This window comes from Streptosporangium sandarakinum (genome assembly GCF_013409935.1).
Lineage (GTDB): Bacteria > Actinomycetota > Actinomycetes > Streptosporangiales > Streptosporangiaceae > Streptosporangium > Streptosporangium nondiastaticum.
Genome location: NZ_JACCCO010000001.1, coordinates 3566485 through 3585268, shown reverse-complemented (window position 1 = coordinate 3585268; position 18784 = coordinate 3566485). Strand labels below are relative to the sequence as shown.

Sequence of the window (18784 nt, the reverse complement as noted above, 5' to 3'; positions counted from 1 at the left end):
CACCCGTGACGGACGTGAACACTCCGCCCGCAGAGCCAGCAGAGCGCATCGAGCCGGTCGACATCCAGTCGGAGATGCAGCGCAGCTACATGGACTACGCGATGTCGGTCATCGTGTCCCGTGCGCTGCCCGACGTCCGTGACGGGCTCAAGCCGGTGCACCGCCGCGTGCTGTACGCCATGTACGACGGCGGCTACCGCCCCGACCGGGGCTACTTCAAGTGCTCCCGCGTCGTCGGCGACGTCATGGGCTCCTACCACCCGCACGGCGACTCGTCGATCTACGGCACCGTCGTACGGCTGGCACAGCCCTGGGCACTGCGCTACACCCTGGTCGACGGCCAGGGCAACTTCGGATCGCCCGGCAACGACATGCCGGCCGCCATGCGGTACACCGAGTGCAAGCTCGCGCCGATCGCCATGGAGATGATCCGTGACATCGACAAGGAGACCGTCGACTTCCAGCCCAACTACGACGGGCGTTCGCAGGAGCCGCTGGTCCTCCCGTCGCGGTTCCCGAACCTCCTGGTCAACGGTTCGGCCGGCATCGCGGTCGGCATGGCCACGAACATCCCGCCGCACAACCTGCGCGAGGTCGTCGACGGCATCAGGTGGTGCCTGGAGAACCCCGAGGCGGGCGACGAGGAGCTGCTCGAGGCGCTGATCGGCCGGATCAAGGGCCCCGACTTCCCCACCGGCGCGCTCATCGTGGGCCGCCGCGGCATCGACGACGCCTACCGCACCGGTCGCGGGTCGATCACCATGCGGGCGATCGTGGAGGTCGAGGAGGACGCCAAGGGCCGCCAGTGCCTGGTCGTCACCGAGCTGCCCTACATGGTCAACCCGGACAACCTGGCGTTGTCCATCGCCGAGCTGGTGAAGGACGGCCGGATCAACGGCATCGCCGACGTCCGCGACGAGAGCTCCTCCCGGGTCGGCCAGCGCCTGGTGATCGTGCTCAAGCGCGACGCGGTCGCCAAGGTCGTGCTGAACAACCTCTACAAGCACACCCAGCTGCAGACCACCTTCGGCGCCAACATGCTGGCCCTGGTCGACGGAGTGCCCCGCACCCTGCGGCTGGACCAGTTCGTGCGCCACTACGTGACGCACCAGATCGAGGTCGTGGTCCGCCGTACCCGCTACCTCCTGCGCAAGGCCGAGGAGCGCGCCCACATCCTGCGCGCGCTGCTCAAGGCGCTGGAGCGGCTGGACGAGGTCATCGCGCTGATCCGGCGCTCGCCGTCGGCGTCGGCCGCCCAGGGCGGCCTGATGACGCTGCTGGAGATCGACGAGGTCCAGGCGCAGGCCATCCTCGACATGCAGCTGCGCAAGCTCGCCGCCCTGGAGCGGCAGCAGATCACCGACGAGCACGACGCGCTGATGGCGCAGATCACCGACTACCAGGACATCCTGGCCTCGCCGCAGCGGCAGCGGACGATCGTCCTCGACGAGCTCACCGAGATCGTGAACAGGTACGGCGACGACCGCAAGTCGGAGATCATCGCCTACGAGGGCGACATGTCGATCGAGGACCTCCTCGCCGAGGAGGACATGGTCGTCACGATCACCCGCGGCGGCTACGCCAAGCGCACCAACATCGACCTGTACCGGGCGCAGCGGCGCGGCGGCAAGGGGGTGCGCGGCGCCCAGCTGCGCCAGGACGACATCGTCGACCACTTCTTCGTCACCACGACGCACCACTGGCTGCTGTTCTTCACCAACAGGGGCCGCGTCTACCGGATCAAGGCGTACGAGCTGCCGGACGCCGCCCGCGACGCGCGCGGCCAGCACCTGGCGAACCTCCTGGCCATGCAGCCCGACGAGGTCATCATGGAGGTCCTGGACCTGCGTGACTACGACGTCGCTCCGTACCTCGTGCTGGCCACCCGGCACGGCCTGGTGAAGAAGACGCGCCTGTCGGAGTACGACTCGCCGCGCTCGGGCGGTCTCATCGCCATCAACCTCCGGGAGGACGACGAGGTGATCGCCGCCCGGCTGGTGTCCGAGGACGACGACCTCCTGCTCATCTCCCGCGGCGCCCAGTCGGTCCGCTTCACCGCCACCGACGATGCGCTGCGCCCGATGGGCCGGGCGACCAGCGGCGTGATCGGCATGCGGTTCCTGGAGGGCGACGAGCTGCTGGCGATGAACCGCATCGCCGACGGCGACGACGTGCTGGTCGCCACCGAGGGCGGTTACGCCAAGCGCACCCCGGCCGACCAGTACCCGGTCCAGGGAAGGGGCGGCAAGGGTGTCCTGACGGCTAAGATCGTCAGTTCCCGTGGCAAGCTTGTGGGTGCTGCCATGGTCAGGCCGGAGGACGAGGTATTCGCGATCACGTCCAATGGTGGGGTTATCCGGACCAGCGCAGGGGAGATCAAGCAGTCCGGTCGCCAGACCATGGGGGTACGTCTGATGAATCTCGCGGAAGGTGACAGCGTCGTGGCGCTCGCGCGCAACGCCGAGGCCGCCGGGGCCCGTGACAACGCCGAGGCCCTCGCGGTCCCGGAGAACGGCGAAGGGGAGTAACACGTGGGTGCCCAGGGCAAAAAGGGTCCACGTTCGGCTTCCTCGTCGACACGCGATCAGGTAACGGAGAAGATAGACGAGACCGCCGGAGCGGTCGAGTCGCCGGCCGACGGTAAAGCGCCCACGCCGGGGACCGGTGAATCGGTGACCGACGATCTCAAGGGCAGGCAGAACGTGACGGCGATCGAGGACGGCAAGCAAAGCGAGTCCACGGTGCGTATCCGCCCGGCGTCCCCGGACGCCGGCAACTCCTCCTGGACTCCCGGGAACCTGTCGCCCTCCGGGGCGCCGGGGACCCCGGCGACCGACAAGAAGGTGGCCGAGGCCCCCGCGAAGGCGCCGCGCAAGGCCCACCTGGTGCTGCGCCGGATCGAGCCGTGGTCGGCGATGAAGTTCAGCTTCGTGGTGTCGCTGGTCTGCTTCGTGGTGCTGTTCGTCGCGGTCGCGGTGCTCTACATGGCGCTGTCCAGCCTGGGGGTGTTCGACAACATCATCCAGATGGTGAACCAGGTGACCACGGCCGACGGCAAGTCCACCGGCGGCATCGACGCGGCCTCCTGGTTCGAGCCGGTCCGGATCCTGGGTTACACCGCCCTGATCGGCGCGGTGAACGTCGTGCTGATCACCGCCCTGGCCACCCTCGGCTCCGTGATCTACAACATCGCCTCCGACCTGGTCGGCGGCGTCGAGGTCACCTTCAGCGAGGCCGAGTAACCGTTCCGCGCCGTGTTCCCGGCCGCCCGGTCCTCTCCGGGCCGGCGGGCCGGGGGCATGGCGCGAACAGGTGCCGGGAGAGGGTAAGCTTTTCCCTGTTCGAGCGAACGGATTCGCCTCCGCAGGGCGGATGCGATACCGTTTCTTCGCAACAAGGGGCTATAGCTCAGTCGGTTAGAGCGCTTCCCTGATAAGGAAGAGGTCCCAGGTTCAAGTCCTGGTAGCCCCACTTTCACAAACGCCTCGTACGGACGTCCGTGCGGGGCGTTCTGCCGTATCCACTGTCGCAACGGGTTTCCGGACGGGTGGTCGGCCTCTCGGATCGCGGTTTCCCGGCTCTTCCCGGCACCCGGCGGATCGGGCCTCGTGCGGCCGCCCGGATCCGGGGTACGGCCGGGCCGGAGGGCTCACCCCGAAGCGCGGACGCCTTCGGGGTGAGTGGAGCCCGGGGTGAGTGGACCTACGCCTCGGCCCAGACGCCCAGTTCGTTTCCGCTCGGATCGGTGAAGTGGAAGCGGCGGCCACCGGGGAACCCGTACGGCCCGCTCACCACCCGGCCACCCGCGTTGGTCACCGCCTCCACGGACCGGTCCAGGTCGGCGGAGTAGAGCAGCACGAACGGACCGCCCGGCCGCACCTCCTCGTCCACGCGAAGACCGCCCACTTCGGACGCGGTCTCGTCCTGCGCGCTCCGGATGCCGGCGTAACCCGGCCCGTAGTCGTTGAACCGCCAGCCGAACGCCTCGGTGTAGAAACGCTTGGCCTGCTCAAGGTCGGTGACCGTGAGCTCCACGTAGTCGATGGCGTGGTGTCGATGCGGGGAAGACTGAGTCATGGCTCACATCATGTACTTCCGGTACGACAGGTGGACCGTCAACGGTCAGGTGCGTGTCGCCGCCGGTGGCCATGCGGAAGTCCCCACCTCCTCGGGTCGACCACTTCTTGATCGGATGCGCGGCCCGATGACGGGTCCCGGCCGGCGGCGGGAACCTGACCGGGCGTCCCGGTGGCGTGCTGTCGATTCGTTATGTGTCGAACAGCTGCACAAGGGCACAAAATGAGAAAGTCAACCACAGGAGCGTGAAGTAATGGCCGTGACAGGCATCATTTCCGCCGTAATCATCGGGCTCATCATCGGCGCGCTCGGTCGGCTCGTTGTACCGGGACGTCAGAGCATCCCGATCTGGCTGACCATGGTGATCGGTATCATCGCCGCTCTCATCGGCACGGCGATCGCCGGAGCCCTGGGAGTCGCCGACACCCGCGGCATCGACTGGATCGAACTGGTCATCCAGGTGGTCCTCGCCGCGGTCGGAGTCATCCTGACCGTCAACCTGTACGGCAGGCGCCGCATCGACTAGCCGACCGGTCCTTCCGCTCCGGCGCCCCCGGTCCGAGTAACCCGGACCGGGGGCGCCCGCGTACGACCGGGACGCGGATCCCTCCCGGGCGCGGCCACCGGTCCCGGGCGGCGGTCTCAGGCCGCCTTCCGGGGGGCGGCCTCCGGAACGGGCGTGGCCCGCGGCCTCCGGGACAGGCGACGGCCCAGGGCCTGGGCCGGGCGCTCGACGGCCCGGTAGGTCAGCTCCGCACAGCCGAGCACCACCGCCAGCAGCAGGACGGCCATGGCGAGCCGCTCGGCGAGGAGAAAGCGGCCGGGATCCATCGTCAGCCGCCGGAGGACCTGCACCGCGAGGGGGTGCAGCAGGTAGACGGAGTAGCTGATCAGGCCGAGCCGGACGAGGAGGCGGGGCATCGTCCGGTGCCGCAGCATACGGGCGATCAGGAAGGTCGCCCAGGCGGCGGCGACGGCGGTGGTCCAGCCCCAGGTGAAGGCCCGCGCCTGGTCGTCGGGCATGCCCCAGCCGGGGCCGAACGCCCACGCGGCTCCGATGGACGCGACCGGCACGAAGCCGAGCAGCCATCCGGTCCTCCTCCACCGGACCTGCCCCTGGTCGAGCCAGTAGAAGACGGTGCCGGCGAACATCGTCGCGAGGATGGCGAGACTCTGCCACGCCCCGATCCGGCTGTTGGCGCCGAGCAGCACCAGAGCGAGCACGGCCGCCGCCGCGGTGCCGTACAGGCGGAGGCGTCCGCCGCAGGCCAGCGACGCGGCCGCCGCGAGCAGCACGGCCGCGGTCAGCACCACGACCGGCGTGGTGCCCAGGCCGCGCGACAGCGCGCCCGCCGGGAGCAGCCCTCCCACGGTGAGGGCCGCCACGGCGAAGGCGAGCATGCCGGTGGCGCTGAACCGGTGCACACCGGCGGTGAACATGGCGGTCACGAGGAGGTAGAAGACCATTTCATAGGAAAGGGTCCAGAACACGTTGAGGACGCCGGTCACCTGAAGCAGGTCCTGAAGCATCGTCAGGTGCGCCAGGGTCGCGGTGCCCGGGTCGTCCGCCAACTGGTCCGGCAGCGGGGTGTACACGCCCTCGACGCCGAACACCGTCCCGGCCGCCGCCGCGACGAGCCACAGGGGGTACAGGCGGAAGACCCGGTTGATCCAGAACCCGCCGACGCTGCCGCGCCGTTCGAGTGAGACCGGCACCACGTAGCCGCTGACGAGGAAGAACACGAGCACGCCGTACTGGCCGAAGTCGAACCACGGGCCGGCGCTCGCGCGCACCTCCGGGAAGAGCGCGTCCAGGGAGTGCTCGAACACCACGACCAGCGCGGCCATGCCGCGCAACGCGTCCAGCCATCCCTGCCGCCCCGCGGACGACGACCGCGTCCTCGCGGACGGAACCTCCTTCCCGGTATCGCTCCGACTCGTCTCCACAACTCCGACGAACATCCGGTCAGGCTAGGTGGTCATCCTGGGAGATTCATGAGCGCGACCTGAAGGCGGGCCCAACGGACCGACGCGGGCGCTCGCCGTCCCGGGCCGCCCGGCGTTGTGCGGCGGCTCGTCTCCACCCCGCTCTCCACCCTTCTGAGGTGCCGCTCCACCCCGTCCCGCTCCTACCGCCCCAGGCATGGACAGACGCTCTGGAGGGTCGAGCCGTCTCTGGCTCGGCCCTCTTCATCGCGAAGACGACCGTCAAGACGCACATCAACAACGCCTTCGCCAAGATCGGCGTCTGCAACCGCACGGAGGCCGCCGCCTACCGACAGGCTGCTCTAGACGCGTGTCCTGTGAAACGCGAAGCCGGTGCCCGTACCCCGTGACCGCCTCACGCGCGGTCCCGTGGCGGCAGCGCGCGGCGGACCCGGGCGTCGTCGGAGCGCTCCAGCTCGTCGAGGGCCAGCTCCACGGCGGCCAGCTCCGCCTCCAGGCGCGGGAGGAGGAGGTCGCGCAGCGCGCGGATCCGGCGGCCGGTCATCGCCTCCTCCTCGGTGAGGATCCGCGCGGCCTCCGCGGCCGCCGCGTGCTCGACCGCGGCGCGCAGGGCGGCCAGGCAGGCGTCCCTGGCCGGGACGAGCGCCGCCGTGCCCGGGAGCGGGGGCGGTGCTTCCGGTTCGGGCGGCCGGAGGACGGCGCGGCCGGGGCGGCTGGTTCCCATGGAGTCGACCCACTCCACCCGCGCCTCGGCGAGCGGACCGCCGGCGGCGAGCCGGATCGCCCGGTGCCCGGCCAGCAGCGAGGCGCGCAGCAGCCAGGCGTCGGCCTCCCGGCACGCCGCCTCCCAGTCCGCGCCGGTGCGTGCCGCGACGTCCGCGAGACGGTCCCGTTCCAGCCGCAGGATGCGGCGCTTGCGGTCGAGGACGGTCAGCCCTCGCCGCAGGGTGGCCAGGCGTCGCCGCAGCCACAGGCGCCCGGCCCGCCCCGGTGGGACCTTCGGGGTCACGTCCGCTCCCGGTAGCCCGCGTCGAGCGCCGCGGGCGACAGCATGGACAGCTCCCGCCGGGGCAGCACGGACACCACCCGCCAGGCCCGCTCGAAAGTCTCGTCGAGGGAGCGCGCCTCGTCCCGCCGCTGGGCCAGCAGTACGTTGGTGAACGCCTCGGCCATGGCGAGGTAGCGGCGGTCGACGGCGCCGAGCGCGCTCTCGCCGACCAGTTCGGCGAGTTCCGCCGCCTGCCGGGCGCGGGCCAGCGCGGCGAGGATCTGGGCGGCGAGGTCCAGGTGCTCCGGCCTGGTCCGCCCAGGCCCGGCCCCCGCCCGCATCATCCGCGACAGCGAGGACAGCGGGTCGACGTGCGGGTACACGGGCACGTCCCGGCTCAGCAGGATCTGCCCCTCGGTGATGTACCCGGTCAGGTCGGGCACCGGGTGGGTGATGTCCCCCGCCGGCATGGTGAGCACCGGCAGCACGGTCACCGATCCCGCCAGGCCCGTCACCCGCCCGCACCGCTCGTACAGGGAGGCCAGGTCGCTGTACAGGTAGCCGGGGTAGGCCCGCCGGGCGGGGATCTCACCGCGGGCGGAGGACACCTCGCGCAACGCCTCGCAGTAGCTCGTCATGTCGGCCAGGACGACCAGGACGTGCCGTTCCAGTTCAAAGGCGAGGTACTCGGCGACGGTGAGGGCGAGCCGCGGGGTGAGCACGCGCTCGATCACCGGGTCGTCGGCGAGGTTGAGCAGCAGGGCCGACTCCCCCGCCGCCAGCCGTTCCTCCAGCGTGTCGCGCACGCTCGCCGCGTCGGCGTGGGTCAACCCGATGGCGGCGAAGACCACGGCGAACGCCGTGCCACCGGTGTCGGCCTGCGCGGCGATCTGCGCGGCCAGCTCCAGGTGGGGCAGGCCGCCGGAGGAGAACACGGCGAGCTTCTGGCCGCGCACCAGCGTGGTGAGCGCGTCCACCGCCGAGATCCCGGTGAGCACCGGCTCGGAGGGGGGCTCGCGCCGCGTCGGGTTGAGCGGGAACCCGTTCACGGCGGCGTCGGCGGCGCCGAGGACGGGCGGGCCGCCGTCCAGCGGCCGGCCGCGCCCGTCGCACACCCTGCCCAGCCAGCCGGCGCCGACCGGGACGCGCAGCGGACCACCGGCGAAGGTCACCCGTGTGCCCTCGGCGCGCAACCCCGCGGTCCCCTCGAAGACCTGGACGACCGCGAGGTCGCGGTCGGTCTCCAGGACCAGGCCGTGCCTGCGCTCCCCCGACTCCAGCTCGATCGTGGCGTACTCGTCCCACCCGACGCCGCGCACGCCCCGCACCAGGACCAGCGGGCCGCGCAGCTCCGCCACACCGGTGTACTCCACCGGGGCCCACACCGTCACCGCGCCGCCTCCAGCTCACGCAGTACGGCGTCGCGACGCGCCGGGATCTCCTCCTCGGGCGCGTCCTTGGCGCGGAGCAGGGGGGAGAAGTCGCGGTCCTCGATCGAGGCCACCGGCACCCCCTGCCTGGCCAGGGCCTGGGCGCGCTCGACGACCGCGAGCAGCGCGTCGGCGAGCGCCGCGGTGCGCGCGGGGCCGCAGTGGGCGTCGGTGGGGCTGAGGGCGCTCTGCTGGAGGAGCCCCTCGCGGACCAGCCGCCCGCCGAGCAGCGCGACGCGTTCGTGAGGGGGCAGCGTCCCGGCGCCGACCAGTTCGGCCAGCGCGGTCAGGCGGTCGGCCTCGGCCAGCAGCGCCGTCACCCGCGCCCGCCGCGCCGCGCCCTCCGGGGTCACGCCCGCCAGGGCGTCGGCGTCGCGAGCGAAGGAGCCGCTCCAGGAGACGGCGGGGTAGTGGCGCGCGTAGGCGAGGTCGCGGTCGAGCGTCCACTGCGACCGGACGAAACGCTGGGTGAGCGTGGTGACCGGTTCGGTCAGGTCGCCCCCGGGCGGGGAGACGGCGCCGACGATGGTCACCGAGCCCGTACGGCCGCCGAGCGTGGTGACGCGGCCCGCCCTCTCGTAGAAGGCCGCCAGCGCGGAGGCGAGGTCGGCCGGGTAGCCCTCCTCGGCGGGGAGCGCTCCGGAGCGGGAGCCCAGCTCGCGCCGGGCCTCGGCCCAGCGGGACGTCGAGTCCGCGATGACCACCGCGTCGTAGCCCATGTCCCGGAAGTGCTCGGCGACGGTGACGCCGGTGTAGACGCTGGACTCGCGGGCCATCATCGGCATGTTCGAGGTGTTGGCGATCACCACCGTCCGGTCCGCGAGCCGTCCCCCGGTCCGCGGGTCGGGCATCCCGGCCAGCTCGGCCACGACGTCGGCCATCTCGTTGCCGCGCTCCCCGCAGCCGACGTAGACCACCACGTCCGCGTCGCACCATTTCGCGATCTGCTGGAGGAGCACGGTCTTGCCGGTGCCGAACCCACCGGGGACCGCGACCGTGCCGCCGAGGGAGACCGGCAGCAGCAGGTCGATGACCCGCTGACCGGTCGTGAGCGGCGTCATCTCGTCCAGGCGGGCGGCGTACGGCAGCGGCCGCCGCACCGGGCGGCGCCGTTCCACGGTCACCTCGGCGCCGCCGACGACCGCGACCGGGTCCGCGGCCCGGCACGGGCCGGCTCGCCGGATCGCGGAGACCTCGCCGCCCGGCGACAGCACCAGGTAGGGAGGTGACGCCCCACTGCGGACGGCGCCCAGGGCCGTGCCCCTTCCGATCACGGCGCCCTGCTCGGCCAGCGGGGCGAACTCCCAGGCGCGATCGGTCGGCGAGGGTCGGGGCGCGGCCGGGTCCAGCCACAGGCCCGCGCCGTCGAGGGGGCGCAGCAGCCCGTCGAACACCCCGCCCAGCAGGTGCGGCCCGAGCAGGGCGGACAGGGGCGCCCCCCGGCGTTCGGCGCGGTGGCCGGGGGCCAGCCCACCGGTGTACTCGTAGGCCTGGACGGTGGCGTGCGCGCCGCGCAGGGAGACGACCTCGCCGGACAGCCGGTGGGGGCCCAGTTCGACCAGTTCGAACATCGCGGCCCCGGCCAGGCCGTCGACCTCGACGAGGGGCCCGTTGACCCTGCTCACCGTGCCCGCCGCGCCCGAGGCGCTGACGGTGTCCGGGGCGCCCGGGGCGCCCGAGGTGTTCACGGCGCCCACAGCCGTGCCGCCTCGGCCCCGAGCGCGTCCACCGCCCGGCCCGCGAGCGCGGGCAGCGAGCAGTCCACGCGGCGGCCCCGCCCCTCGGCCACGATGCCGCCCTCGGGATGCTCGCGCACCGTCAGGTCCGCGCCACCCGACGCCCTGGCCAGCTCGGTCAGGCGCTCGACGAGGCGGGGGTAGCAGGGGTCGTCCCGCAGTGCCGTGACCGCAGCCACCGCGCGTTCGCGCATCTCCGCGAGGACCTCCCGCCGGGCGGCCAGCTCCACGGCGCGGGCACGCCGCCCGGCCCGGATCCGCGCGACGCGCGCCTGCGCCCGGCCCTCCGCCGCCCCGCGCTCCCCGGCCTCCTCGACAGCGTGCCGCACGGCGCGCCGGGCCTCGGCCAGCGTCCGCTCGGCGTCGCGCCCGGCGGCGGCGATCATCGCGTCGGCGTCGAGCCGCGCCCGCCGTACCAGGGCCGCGGCGACGGGCTCCAGCGCCTCCCGGATCGCGGTCACTCTGGCATCACCACCCTCAGCGGTCCGCCGTCCGCGTCGGCGAGGGCTGCGGCCGCCCGCGGCGTGAGGATCGCCACGGCCACGTCCGGGCCCAGGCCCCGCCAGGCCGCGCGCACCTCGCCGGGGTCCTCTGCGGGCAGGACGAGCGCTCCGGCCAGGCCGTATCCGGTCACGCGGACGGCCTCTCCGATGATCGCCACGCTCGCCACGGCCGCTCACGCCCGCCCGATGAGGATGATGCCGATGACCAGCCCGTAGATCGCGATGCCCTCGGCGAGGCCGACGATGACGATGGCCCGGCCGAACAGCTCGGGCCGCTCGCTCATCGCGGCCAGGGCCGCGGCGCCCGTGTACGCCACGGCGATGCCGGCGCCGATCGCCGAGCCCGCGACCGCGATGGCCGCGCCGAGCAGCGCCGTCCCGCTCGCCGCCGCCGGGGCCCCGGCCGCGGCGCCCTGCGCGCCGCCACCGGTCAGCGCCCACACGACGAGCATGAGAGCGGCCAGCACGATGACGGCGTTCACCGCGTGCAGGCCGCGCCGGAGCCGGACGGACATCACATCGCCTCCCTGGACGTCCGCGCGGGACGCCACGGGCGGAACGGGCGTCCCTCGGCCTGGAACAGCCGGGAGAACAGCTCGTAGTACTCCAGGCGCAGCGCCTGGATGGCGACCACCAGGCCCTCGATCGCGAGCGCGAGCAGGGTGCCCGCGACGAAGACCGCCGCGGCGCCGGCGCGGTGCGCGGGCCACAGCGCGGCGGCGGCCGACCAGACGATCGAGCTGATGGCCGCGTGGGTGAGCCCGAAGGCGGCGAGCCGGGCGAACGACGCCACGTTCGCGCCCAGGCGGACGACGACGTCGAACAGGTGCACGGCGGCCTGCGCCGTACCGTCGAGGCCGCCGCCCGCCTCGGCCAGGAAACCGGTGAACGCCAGCGCGAGCCCGGCGGCGGCGAGCAGCCCCCCGGCCACCGCGAGCCCGTCCAGCCGCAGGTACCACCCGGCGAACGCCAGCCCGAACCCGAGGAACACCGTCGCTCCCGCGATCCCGGCGGAGGAGTAGAGCGCGGCCGGCGCGCCGCCCTCGCGCCACCGGTTCACGATGCCGAGGAGATAGGCGACGCCGAGCAGCAGCGCGCCCACGCTCACCGCGGCGAGCAGCAGCTGGAGGGGATGGGACAGCGGCGCGAGCCAGAGCACCGGCACGACGCCCGTCGGCCCGAAGAACTCGCCGTAGAGCAGGCCGAAGAGCACGCTCGCCAGCCCCGCCCCGGCCGCGAACGGCCACGCCCGGCGGAACCGGGCGAGCCGCCGCGGACGGCCCAGGGACAATCCCGCCGCGGCGCACAGGAGCAGCAGCCCGTGCCCGGCGTCGCCGAACATCATGCCGAACATCAGGACGTACGCGCCGGCCGCGAGCGGAGTGGGGTCGATGTCGGAGTACGGCACCGTCCCGTAGGTGGACACCAGCGGGGACAGGGATCCGCTCAGCCCCTCCGTGCGCAGCACGGACGGCGCCTCGACGCCTCTCGGGCGGGCGATCGGCACGACCGCGCCCCCGGCGGGCGCCACCCGCGCCGACAGGTCGCCGACCACGCCGGCGGGCGTCCACCCGGCGAGAGCCGCGACCCCCTCACGGACCACGGCCGCCCCGGCCACGACTCGCGGCGAGGCATCCGGAGGCGTGGAGAGCTCCACCGCCCCGGCGTCCGCCACCCGGGCGAGCACCTCGTCCAGGGACTCCACGGGGACCACGATCGCCACCCGCTCCATGCGCACCGGGCGCAGGGCCTCCCGCCAGCCCACGCGGTCAGGTGAGGGCATCGCCGTCACCGCCCCGTCCGGCGTGTCCGATCATGCCGCCGTCACCTTCCGGGGCGGTGAGTTCGAGGGCGTCGCCGTCACCGCCCCGCGCCGCGAATTCGAGTGCGCCGCGGATCCGCCGGGCGTCGGCGGCCAGCACCGCCGCCACCCCCGTCACCGGAGCCGCCGAGAAGCCCGGCCCGGCCACCAGGCTCCGGCCGTCGTCCTCCAGGCGCGCCCACCAGCGCCGCTCGCCGGTCCACAGCGCCTCGGGACCGTCAATCCCGCGCAGCGCCCAGCGGGCGGCGAAGGGCAGGCGTTCGGCCATCTCCGCCACGGACGCCGCCGCGACGGCGTCCGCTCCCAGCAGCGCGCGGCAGCGGTCACGCGGCCTCGGGGGCAGCTCGCGCCCCTCGGCGTACCGTTCCCTGGCGACCAGCAACGCCGTCGCGCCCAGGACCCAGGCTCGTGCGGCGGGCGGCACGGTGCCGGCGAGCCGTCCGGCCCACGCCAGGCGCATGCTGAGCTGGATCTCACGGCGGCCGGGACCACCCGGATCGCCCCACGGCGATCCCCTCAGCACCGTCCGCAGCTCGGCGAACGAGCCGCACCGCCGCAGCCGCGGCCAGGCCGTGCCCGCGGAACCGAGGGTGAACTCCGGATCGGCCGCCCGTCCCGCCAGGCGGCACATCAGCTCGTCCACGTTGGCGATCTCGAACCACCGGGCCAGGACACGGACCAGCTGCCCGCCCTCCCGGGGCAGCCAGCCGGCGAGCACGCGCAGGTGCCACAGCAGTGTGGCGAGGACCGCCCACTGGGCCTCGCCCAGACTCTGGCCGCGCCGCACGTCGTGACCGTAGGAGGTGCCGGCCAATACGGCCAGCGCCTCCTCCACCGACCCGCACCCGGCCACCCGCAGGGCGACGGCCCGGCCCGCCGCCCTGCGGGCCAGGGCCCTGGCCCGCGTTGAACCGGCGACCCAGGCGGCGGTCATGACGGTCCCCCGGCCAGCGCCCTGACCTCGTCGACGATCCGCGCCACCTCGGCCGGCACGCGGACCTCGGCCCGCGCGCGCATCTCGTCCGCGGTCCGCTCCGCCTCCCGGACGGCGGTCTCGCTCTCGTCGGCCGCCCGCCGTTCCGCGGCGGCGGCCCGCGCCCTCTCGGCCTCGGCCGCCTGCCGCGCCGCCGACACGACGGCGGCGGCCTCGGCACGGGCCCGCTCCCGTATCTCCGCGGCCCGGCTCTCGCCCCGTGACCGCTCGGCCGCGCACGCGTCCCGCACGTCGGCGAGGGCCGCGAAGACGACGTCGAGCTCGGCCTCGTCCCCCGCGGCGTAGTCGGCCGGGACCGCCGCCGGCGCGCCGGGCACCGCGCCGGGCCGGAACCGCTGCAGGAAATCACCCAGCCGGGTCACCGTCACTTCCCGCCACCTCCCGTCGCCTCCGCCTCGCCGTCCGCATGGCCGTCAGTGAAGGTGATGCCCTCGTACGGGGCTTCTCAAGGCTGTGACCTGCGGATTCGGTGCTGTCGGCGACGCGTCCGGGGGTTTAGAGCCGGGTTTCCGCGCAGGGGCCGCGAAAGGCGCGGGAGAGGACTTTCGGCCCTGCCGCCGTGCCGGGCGGGCACGTAACGTCCGGAAGGGAGTGCCGAGCGAAGCGGGGGCGGAGGCGCGATGGACCCGTGGACCCTGGCGTACACGGGATTCGACCCCCGGTCCGAAGGGGTGCGCGAGACCCTCTGCACCCTGGGCAACGGGTACTTCGCCACCCGCGGGGCGACGCCGGACGGCCTGGTCATGCGCACCCCCGGAACGTACGCCGCGGGTTGTTACGACCGGCTGACCTCCCGGGTCGCCGGGCGGGAGGTCGTCAACGAGGACCTGGTGAACCTGCCCGACTGGCTCCCGCTCACCTTCGCCGCCCCCGGCGCTCCGTGGTTCCACCCCGAAACGGCAGACCTGCTCGGATATGAGCAGGGACTCGACATGCGCCACGGTGTGCTCCACCGCCGCCTGCGCTTCCGGGACGACAGGGGGTGCGTGACCTCCGTACGCCAGCGCCGCCTGGTGTCCATGGCCGCGCCGCACCTTGCGGCCCTGGAGTGCGCGTTCACCGCCGAGAACTGGTCCGGGCCGCTCCGTGTGCGCGCCGCGCTGGAGGGGCGGGTCACCAACCGCGGCGTACGGCGCTACCGCGACCTGCGCGGCGACCACCTCGTCGGGCACGCCACCGGCACGCGGGACGGCTGCGCCTGGCTGCGCGCCCGGACCCGCGCCTCGGGCACGCCGATCTCGCTGGCCATGCGCGTCACCGCCGATCACGAGACCGATCACGAGACCGCGCGTGAGGGGGAGCGCGAGGACGCCTGGATCACCGGGGGCGTTCGGGCCGCCGAGGACGCCTGGATCGCCGAGGAGCCGACGCTGAGCCTGCGCCGCGGGCGGACCGCGGTCCTGACCAAGACGATCGCCCTCACCACGTCACCCGCGCTCGACGCGGTCGATCTGGTACGGCGGGCACCCGGCTTCGAGGAGCTGCTGCGCGAGCACCGGGACGCCTGGGACCGGCTGTGGGAACGCGCGCTCATGGACGTCGGCGAGTCCCAGGTCGGCCAGATCGTCCACCTTCACGTCTTCCACCTGCTGCAGACGCTCTCCCCGCACACCGCCGGCCTCGACGTCGGGGTGCCCGCCCGCGGCCTGCACGGGGAGGCGTACCGAGGCCATGTGTTCTGGGACGAGCTGTTCGTGCTGCCCTGGCTCGACCTGCGCCTCCCTGAGGTCTCCCGGGGGCTGCTGCTCTACCGCTGGAGGCGGCTGCCGGCCGCGAGGCGGGCGGCGCGCCGGGCCGGGTACGCCGGCGCGATGTTCCCCTGGCAGAGCGGCAGCGACGGACGGGAGGAGACCCCGACCATGCACCTCAACCCGGACTCCGGGCGCTGGCTGCCCGACCACTCCCACCTGCAGCGCCACATCGGGCTGGCCATCGCCCACAACGTCTGGCACCACCACCGGGCCACCGGCGACGCCGCCTTCCTGAGCGGGTTCGGCGCGGAGCTGCTGGTGGAGATCGCCCGGTTCTTCGCCTCGCTCGCCGTCCTCGACCCCCGCTCGGGACGCTACGAGATCCGCGGCGTCATGGGGCCGGACGAGTATCACGACGCCTATCCCGGCGCGTCCGCCCCCGGCCTGGACAACAACGCCTACACCAACGTCATGACCGTGTGGCTGCTGCTTCGGACCCGCGAGATCCTGGACCTGGTCCACGGGCACGAGAGGTTCGCCGTCACCGCGGGGGAGCTCGGCCGGTGGCGGGACATCACCCGCCGTATGCGCGTCGACTTCCACGACGGGGTGATCAGCCAGTTCACCGGCTACGACCGCCTGGCCGAGCTGGACTGGAAACGCTACGCGGGCGTGCGCAGGCTGGACCGCGCCCTGGAGGCGGAGGGGGACGACCCCGACCGCTACCGCGCGTCCAAGCAGGCCGACGTCCTCATGCTGTTCTACCTCCTCGGCTCCGCCCAGGTACGGATGATCCTCGACCGCCTCGGCTACCCCGCCTCCCGTGAGCTGACCGACCGCACCGTCGGGTACTACCTGCGGCGCACCTGCCACGGTTCCACGCTCAGCGCGGTGGTGCACGCCTGGGTGCTGGCCGGGTCCCAGCCCGCCGACGCCTGGCACTTCTTCACCGAGGCCCTGCTCGCCGACGTCGAGGACGTGCAGGGCGGTACCACCGCCGAGGGCATCCACCTGGGCGCCATGGCCGGCACGCTCGACCTGCTCCAGCGCCGCTACCTCGGCCTGGAGGTCCACGAGCACGGCATCGGCCTCGACCCGCTGCCCCTCGGCCGGCTGGAGAGCATCGCGCTGCCGATCCGGGTCCACGGGACGTCCCTGTTCGTCGAGGCGGACCACCACAGGCTCACGGTCACCCGCGACGGCGGCGGCCATCGCCTCTTCCGGGTGACGGTCCGCGGCCGGGAGACGTGCCTCGGCCCGGACGAGCGCCGTTCCTTCCCGCTGGACTGAGCGCTCCGCGCGTCGCGGGTGAGGGCTCATCGGATGAGCACGGCCGTCGGCGGGCTGCGCGCTGAGCGCCGGCCTGGAGGAGTCCCGTGGTTCTTCCTGTTACCTGCATGGTCGTATGGGTATGCGGGCCGATGACCGGTGCGCCCTCAGGCGACTGTGACCCATAGACGGGAGAGGAAAGCCCCATGCGCGCGTTGCTGATCGCCGTAGGAGTCGTCGCGGTGGTGTTCATCCTGCTCGGCCTGCTGCTCAAGGCCCTGAAGTGGCTGCTCATCCTCGGCCTGATCGCCCTGGTCGCCGCGGTCGTGATGGGCGTCGTCGAAGCCCGCCGGGTCACCCGCGAATCGTAGACGGCCCAAGGCGGTCGCCCGGCCGGTCACCTCCCCGGGGTCCTCATCCCAGGAACGCCGCGACCGTGTCCACGAACCGGCCGGCGCCGTCGAACCACGGGAAGTGGCCCGCCGCCGGCTGGACGACTGGGGTTCGTCGCTCCGACGGGTGACCTCGGGGCGCGGCCTGGGGGACGGAAGGCCCCGGTCGCGCCCCGGGTGCTCACGCCACCAGGCGCTGCCCGTCCACTTCGGTGAGCCGTACGGTGCACAGGCCGCCGCGTTCGGCCCGCACGTCGGTCACCGTGAGCTGCGTGCCGGGAGCGAGGATGACCTCCTCCTCGCCGGTGAACGCGGAGAAGCCGCTGATGCCCACGGCCCGCGCGGGAAGCACCTCGAAGAGCGTCCGCTTGCCGCGGCGGCCGAGGAACGCCTGGGCCACGCCGAGCCTGGGCGTACACGAGGACACGCCCCACCACGTCACGGTCCGGCCCAGTGGGTACTGCGCCCGCAGGTCCAGCGAGACCCCGCGCCATAGCGGCTCCCGGCGGGCCGGCAGCCGCGACACGGCCGAGGACAGAAGCCGGAGATACGGGAGGTACGGAACGATCCGGGTGCGGTCCGGGTCGCGCAGGGTGGCGTTGATCCGCCGGTAGAACGCCGACTCGCAGGTGTAGAGGTAGAGGGCCGCGACCTCGTCGGCGGACAGGACGCCGGCCGCGTCGCCCGCCTGCTTCTCCCCGAACCGGTACGACTGCTCCACATGCGGGTCGAGACCCGGCAGCAGCGCGGCCACCGGGGCGACGGCCTCGCGGAAGTCCATGAGCGGGGTGTCGGACACGCCGGTGATCGCGGGAAGGACCAGTCCCTCGTCCTTGACGCTCGCGAGCCGTTCGAGGTAGAGCTTGTGCAGCTCCATCGTGGAGGCGATGAACGCCCCCATGCGGTCGGCCGTGTCCGCGTCCGCCCCACCGGTCAGCGCCGCGCCCTCGTTCCAGCCCCTGCTGGGCAGCCAGTCGATCTCGTCGGTCCCGAGCGCCCTGAGCGCCGTGTTCACCGCGGCGAAGTGGTCCCCGTCGCAGAAGATGTCGCCCTGGGCCGCGGGGTTGGGGTGGTCGATGTGCCAGACCTCCACCTCGGGATACTTCTTCTGGAGCCGGAGCACGACCTCCTTCAGGTTGCGGGCGTGGGCTCCCCACCAGGCGAACACCACACCCCGGTCCGGCTCGTCGGCGTTCTGCTTGGCCTTCAGGATCTCTTCGACGAGCGCCTCGACGACCGGCCGCCAGAACGCGGTGTGCCGGCCGGTGGCCATCGCCCCGTCGGCGCTGGCGGTGAGCGCCGCGTTCAGCAGCAGCACGCCCTGCGTGAGCATCGCCTGGAACCACTCCGGCGGCTGCACGGTGTCGTGCTCCTTCAGGAGCGCGCGGATGTCGGCGATCGGCGTCTTCTTGGGGATGCCGTGCTTCCACATCGCCGCCGCCTTGATGATGCAGCGGATGGAGACGACCTTGCCGAACTGGCTGTCGTTCCAGTCGTGGAAGGTGTTGTCGAACATGGCGATGCCGGTGGCGCTCTCGGCCCGCGGGTACGGGTTCTGGCCGAAGACGACGACCTTCCACCTGTGCGGCGGGTTGGGCTTGAGCGCCTGGAAGGTCAGCTCCCGTACCGGCACGACCTGCGGGCCGCGGCCCGGGCCGATGAACGTGGCCGCGTCCGGCTGCGCCTCGACGACGGGCTTCAGCAGCGGCAGCCACGGCTCGCCGCCGCCCTTGAAGAGCTCGGCGAGGGCCAGCGGGTCGTTCGGGTCCGGCGGGGTGGGGGCGGTGGTGTCACTCATCGTGGGCTCCCGGATCGGCGCGCCGCACCGGTGACGGTGCGGTTGATCAAAGTGGGGGAATTGTGCCGTGTGAGGGGCGTGGGCGCGATATCGGGAAAGCCGCTCCACGGGGGGGCGGGCCTGTTCTCCGGGACCGT

18 protein-coding genes and 1 tRNA gene are annotated in these 18784 nt (G+C 73.2%); 7 read left to right on the top strand and 12 right to left on the bottom strand.

The genetic code is table 11. The annotated features are described in order from the left end of the window. Nucleotides 1–5 precede the first annotated feature (5 nt). The 3 genes from gyrA to HDA43_RS16205 all read left to right on the top strand — a co-directional run bounded on the left by gyrA (nucleotide 6) and on the right by HDA43_RS16205 (nucleotide 3471). Nucleotides 6–2528 (top strand): DNA gyrase subunit A, encoded by a 2523-nt coding sequence (gyrA, locus tag HDA43_RS16215; protein ID WP_179821613.1) that lies wholly within the window; start codon nucleotides 6–8, stop codon nucleotides 2526–2528. A 144-nt stretch (nucleotides 2529–2672) separates the two neighbouring features. Further along, a complete protein-coding gene (locus tag HDA43_RS34390; protein WP_312873306.1) occupies nucleotides 2673–3242 on the top strand; it encodes a DUF3566 domain-containing protein in 570 nt (189 codons plus the stop codon). A 155-nt stretch (nucleotides 3243–3397) separates the two neighbouring features. Next, nucleotides 3398–3471: transfer RNA gene (locus tag HDA43_RS16205), tRNA-Ile, on the top strand. Nucleotides 3472–3702: 231 nt separating this feature from the next. Here HDA43_RS16205 and HDA43_RS16200 read toward each other — a convergent pair. Further along, on the bottom strand, nucleotides 3703–4077 hold the full coding sequence (locus HDA43_RS16200; protein ID WP_179821608.1) for a VOC family protein: 375 nt from the start codon (nucleotides 4075–4077) through the stop codon (nucleotides 3703–3705). Between the two features lie 253 nt (nucleotides 4078–4330). On the opposite strand from HDA43_RS16200, the gene HDA43_RS16195 reads away from it, so the two are divergent. Beyond that, nucleotides 4331–4603 (top strand): GlsB/YeaQ/YmgE family stress response membrane protein, encoded by a 273-nt coding sequence (locus HDA43_RS16195; protein WP_179821606.1) that lies wholly within the window; start codon nucleotides 4331–4333, stop codon nucleotides 4601–4603. 116 nt (nucleotides 4604–4719) lie between these two features. Here HDA43_RS16195 and HDA43_RS16190 read toward each other — a convergent pair whose 3' ends face one another. Beyond that, a complete protein-coding gene (locus HDA43_RS16190; protein ID WP_179821603.1) occupies nucleotides 4720–6039 on the bottom strand; it encodes an acyltransferase family protein in 1320 nt (439 codons plus the stop codon). A 143-nt stretch (nucleotides 6040–6182) separates the two neighbouring features. On the opposite strand from HDA43_RS16190, the gene HDA43_RS16185 reads away from it, so the two are divergent. Further along, nucleotides 6183–6413, top strand: a complete 231-nt coding sequence (locus HDA43_RS16185) for a LuxR C-terminal-related transcriptional regulator (RefSeq protein ID WP_312873305.1) — start codon at nucleotides 6183–6185, stop codon at nucleotides 6411–6413. A gap of 5 nt (nucleotides 6414–6418) precedes the next feature. Here the strand turns inward: HDA43_RS16185 and HDA43_RS16180 are convergent, their stop codons facing one another. From HDA43_RS16180 to HDA43_RS16140, 9 genes are read right to left on the bottom strand one after another with little or no spacing between them, the layout of a single operon-like run. After that, on the bottom strand, nucleotides 6419–7033 hold the full coding sequence (locus tag HDA43_RS16180) for a V-type ATP synthase subunit D (protein ID WP_179821601.1): 615 nt from the start codon (nucleotides 7031–7033) through the stop codon (nucleotides 6419–6421). Further along, nucleotides 7030–8403 carry a V-type ATP synthase subunit B gene (locus tag HDA43_RS16175; RefSeq protein WP_179821599.1) on the bottom strand — a complete coding sequence of 458 codons (1374 nt, stop codon included), beginning with the start codon at nucleotides 8401–8403 and terminating at the stop codon, nucleotides 7030–7032. Before HDA43_RS16175 ends, HDA43_RS16180 begins: the two co-directional genes overlap by 4 nt. Beyond that, complete coding sequence (locus HDA43_RS16170) at nucleotides 8400–10139, bottom strand: V-type ATP synthase subunit A (protein WP_218911742.1); 1740 nt, start codon at nucleotides 10137–10139, stop codon at nucleotides 8400–8402. The genes HDA43_RS16175 and HDA43_RS16170 overlap by 4 nt, the downstream gene beginning before the upstream one ends. Further along, nucleotides 10127–10639, bottom strand: a complete 513-nt coding sequence (locus HDA43_RS16165) for a hypothetical protein (protein ID WP_179821597.1) — start codon at nucleotides 10637–10639, stop codon at nucleotides 10127–10129. The genes HDA43_RS16170 and HDA43_RS16165 overlap by 13 nt, the downstream gene beginning before the upstream one ends. Then, nucleotides 10636–10839 (bottom strand): hypothetical protein, encoded by a 204-nt coding sequence (locus HDA43_RS16160; RefSeq protein WP_218911741.1) that lies wholly within the window; start codon nucleotides 10837–10839, stop codon nucleotides 10636–10638. Before HDA43_RS16160 ends, HDA43_RS16165 begins: the two co-directional genes overlap by 4 nt. A 15-nt stretch (nucleotides 10840–10854) precedes the next feature. Next, nucleotides 10855–11196 carry an ATP synthase subunit C gene (locus tag HDA43_RS16155; protein WP_179821593.1) on the bottom strand — a complete coding sequence of 114 codons (342 nt, stop codon included), beginning with the start codon at nucleotides 11194–11196 and terminating at the stop codon, nucleotides 10855–10857. Then, nucleotides 11196–12464 carry a V-type ATPase 116kDa subunit family protein gene (locus tag HDA43_RS16150; RefSeq protein WP_218911740.1) on the bottom strand — a complete coding sequence of 423 codons (1269 nt, stop codon included), beginning with the start codon at nucleotides 12462–12464 and terminating at the stop codon, nucleotides 11196–11198. Before HDA43_RS16150 ends, HDA43_RS16155 begins: the two co-directional genes overlap by 1 nt. Beyond that, the gene (locus tag HDA43_RS16145) at nucleotides 12451–13437 is read right to left on the bottom strand and encodes a hypothetical protein (RefSeq protein WP_179821591.1); all 987 of its coding nucleotides are present in this window, start codon (nucleotides 13435–13437) and stop codon (nucleotides 12451–12453) included. Before HDA43_RS16145 ends, HDA43_RS16150 begins: the two co-directional genes overlap by 14 nt. Next, on the bottom strand, nucleotides 13434–13865 hold the full coding sequence (locus HDA43_RS16140; protein WP_179821589.1) for a hypothetical protein: 432 nt from the start codon (nucleotides 13863–13865) through the stop codon (nucleotides 13434–13436). Before HDA43_RS16140 ends, HDA43_RS16145 begins: the two co-directional genes overlap by 4 nt. 252 nt (nucleotides 13866–14117) lie before the next feature. On the opposite strand from HDA43_RS16140, the gene HDA43_RS16135 reads away from it, so the two are divergent. Both HDA43_RS16135 and HDA43_RS16130 read left to right on the top strand, forming a co-directional pair. Continuing rightward, entirely contained in the window at nucleotides 14118–16478 is a 2361-nt protein-coding gene (locus HDA43_RS16135) for a glycoside hydrolase family 65 protein (protein ID WP_179821586.1), read from the top strand. Nucleotides 16479–16663: 185 nt separating this feature from the next. After that, a complete protein-coding gene (locus HDA43_RS16130; protein WP_179821584.1) occupies nucleotides 16664–16828 on the top strand; it encodes a hypothetical protein in 165 nt (54 codons plus the stop codon). Between the two features lie 202 nt (nucleotides 16829–17030). Here the strand turns inward: HDA43_RS16130 and HDA43_RS16125 are convergent, their stop codons facing one another. Then, complete coding sequence (locus HDA43_RS16125) at nucleotides 17031–18647, bottom strand: ADP-ribosyltransferase domain-containing protein (protein ID WP_179821581.1); 1617 nt, start codon at nucleotides 18645–18647, stop codon at nucleotides 17031–17033. Nucleotides 18648–18784 lie beyond the last annotated feature (137 nt).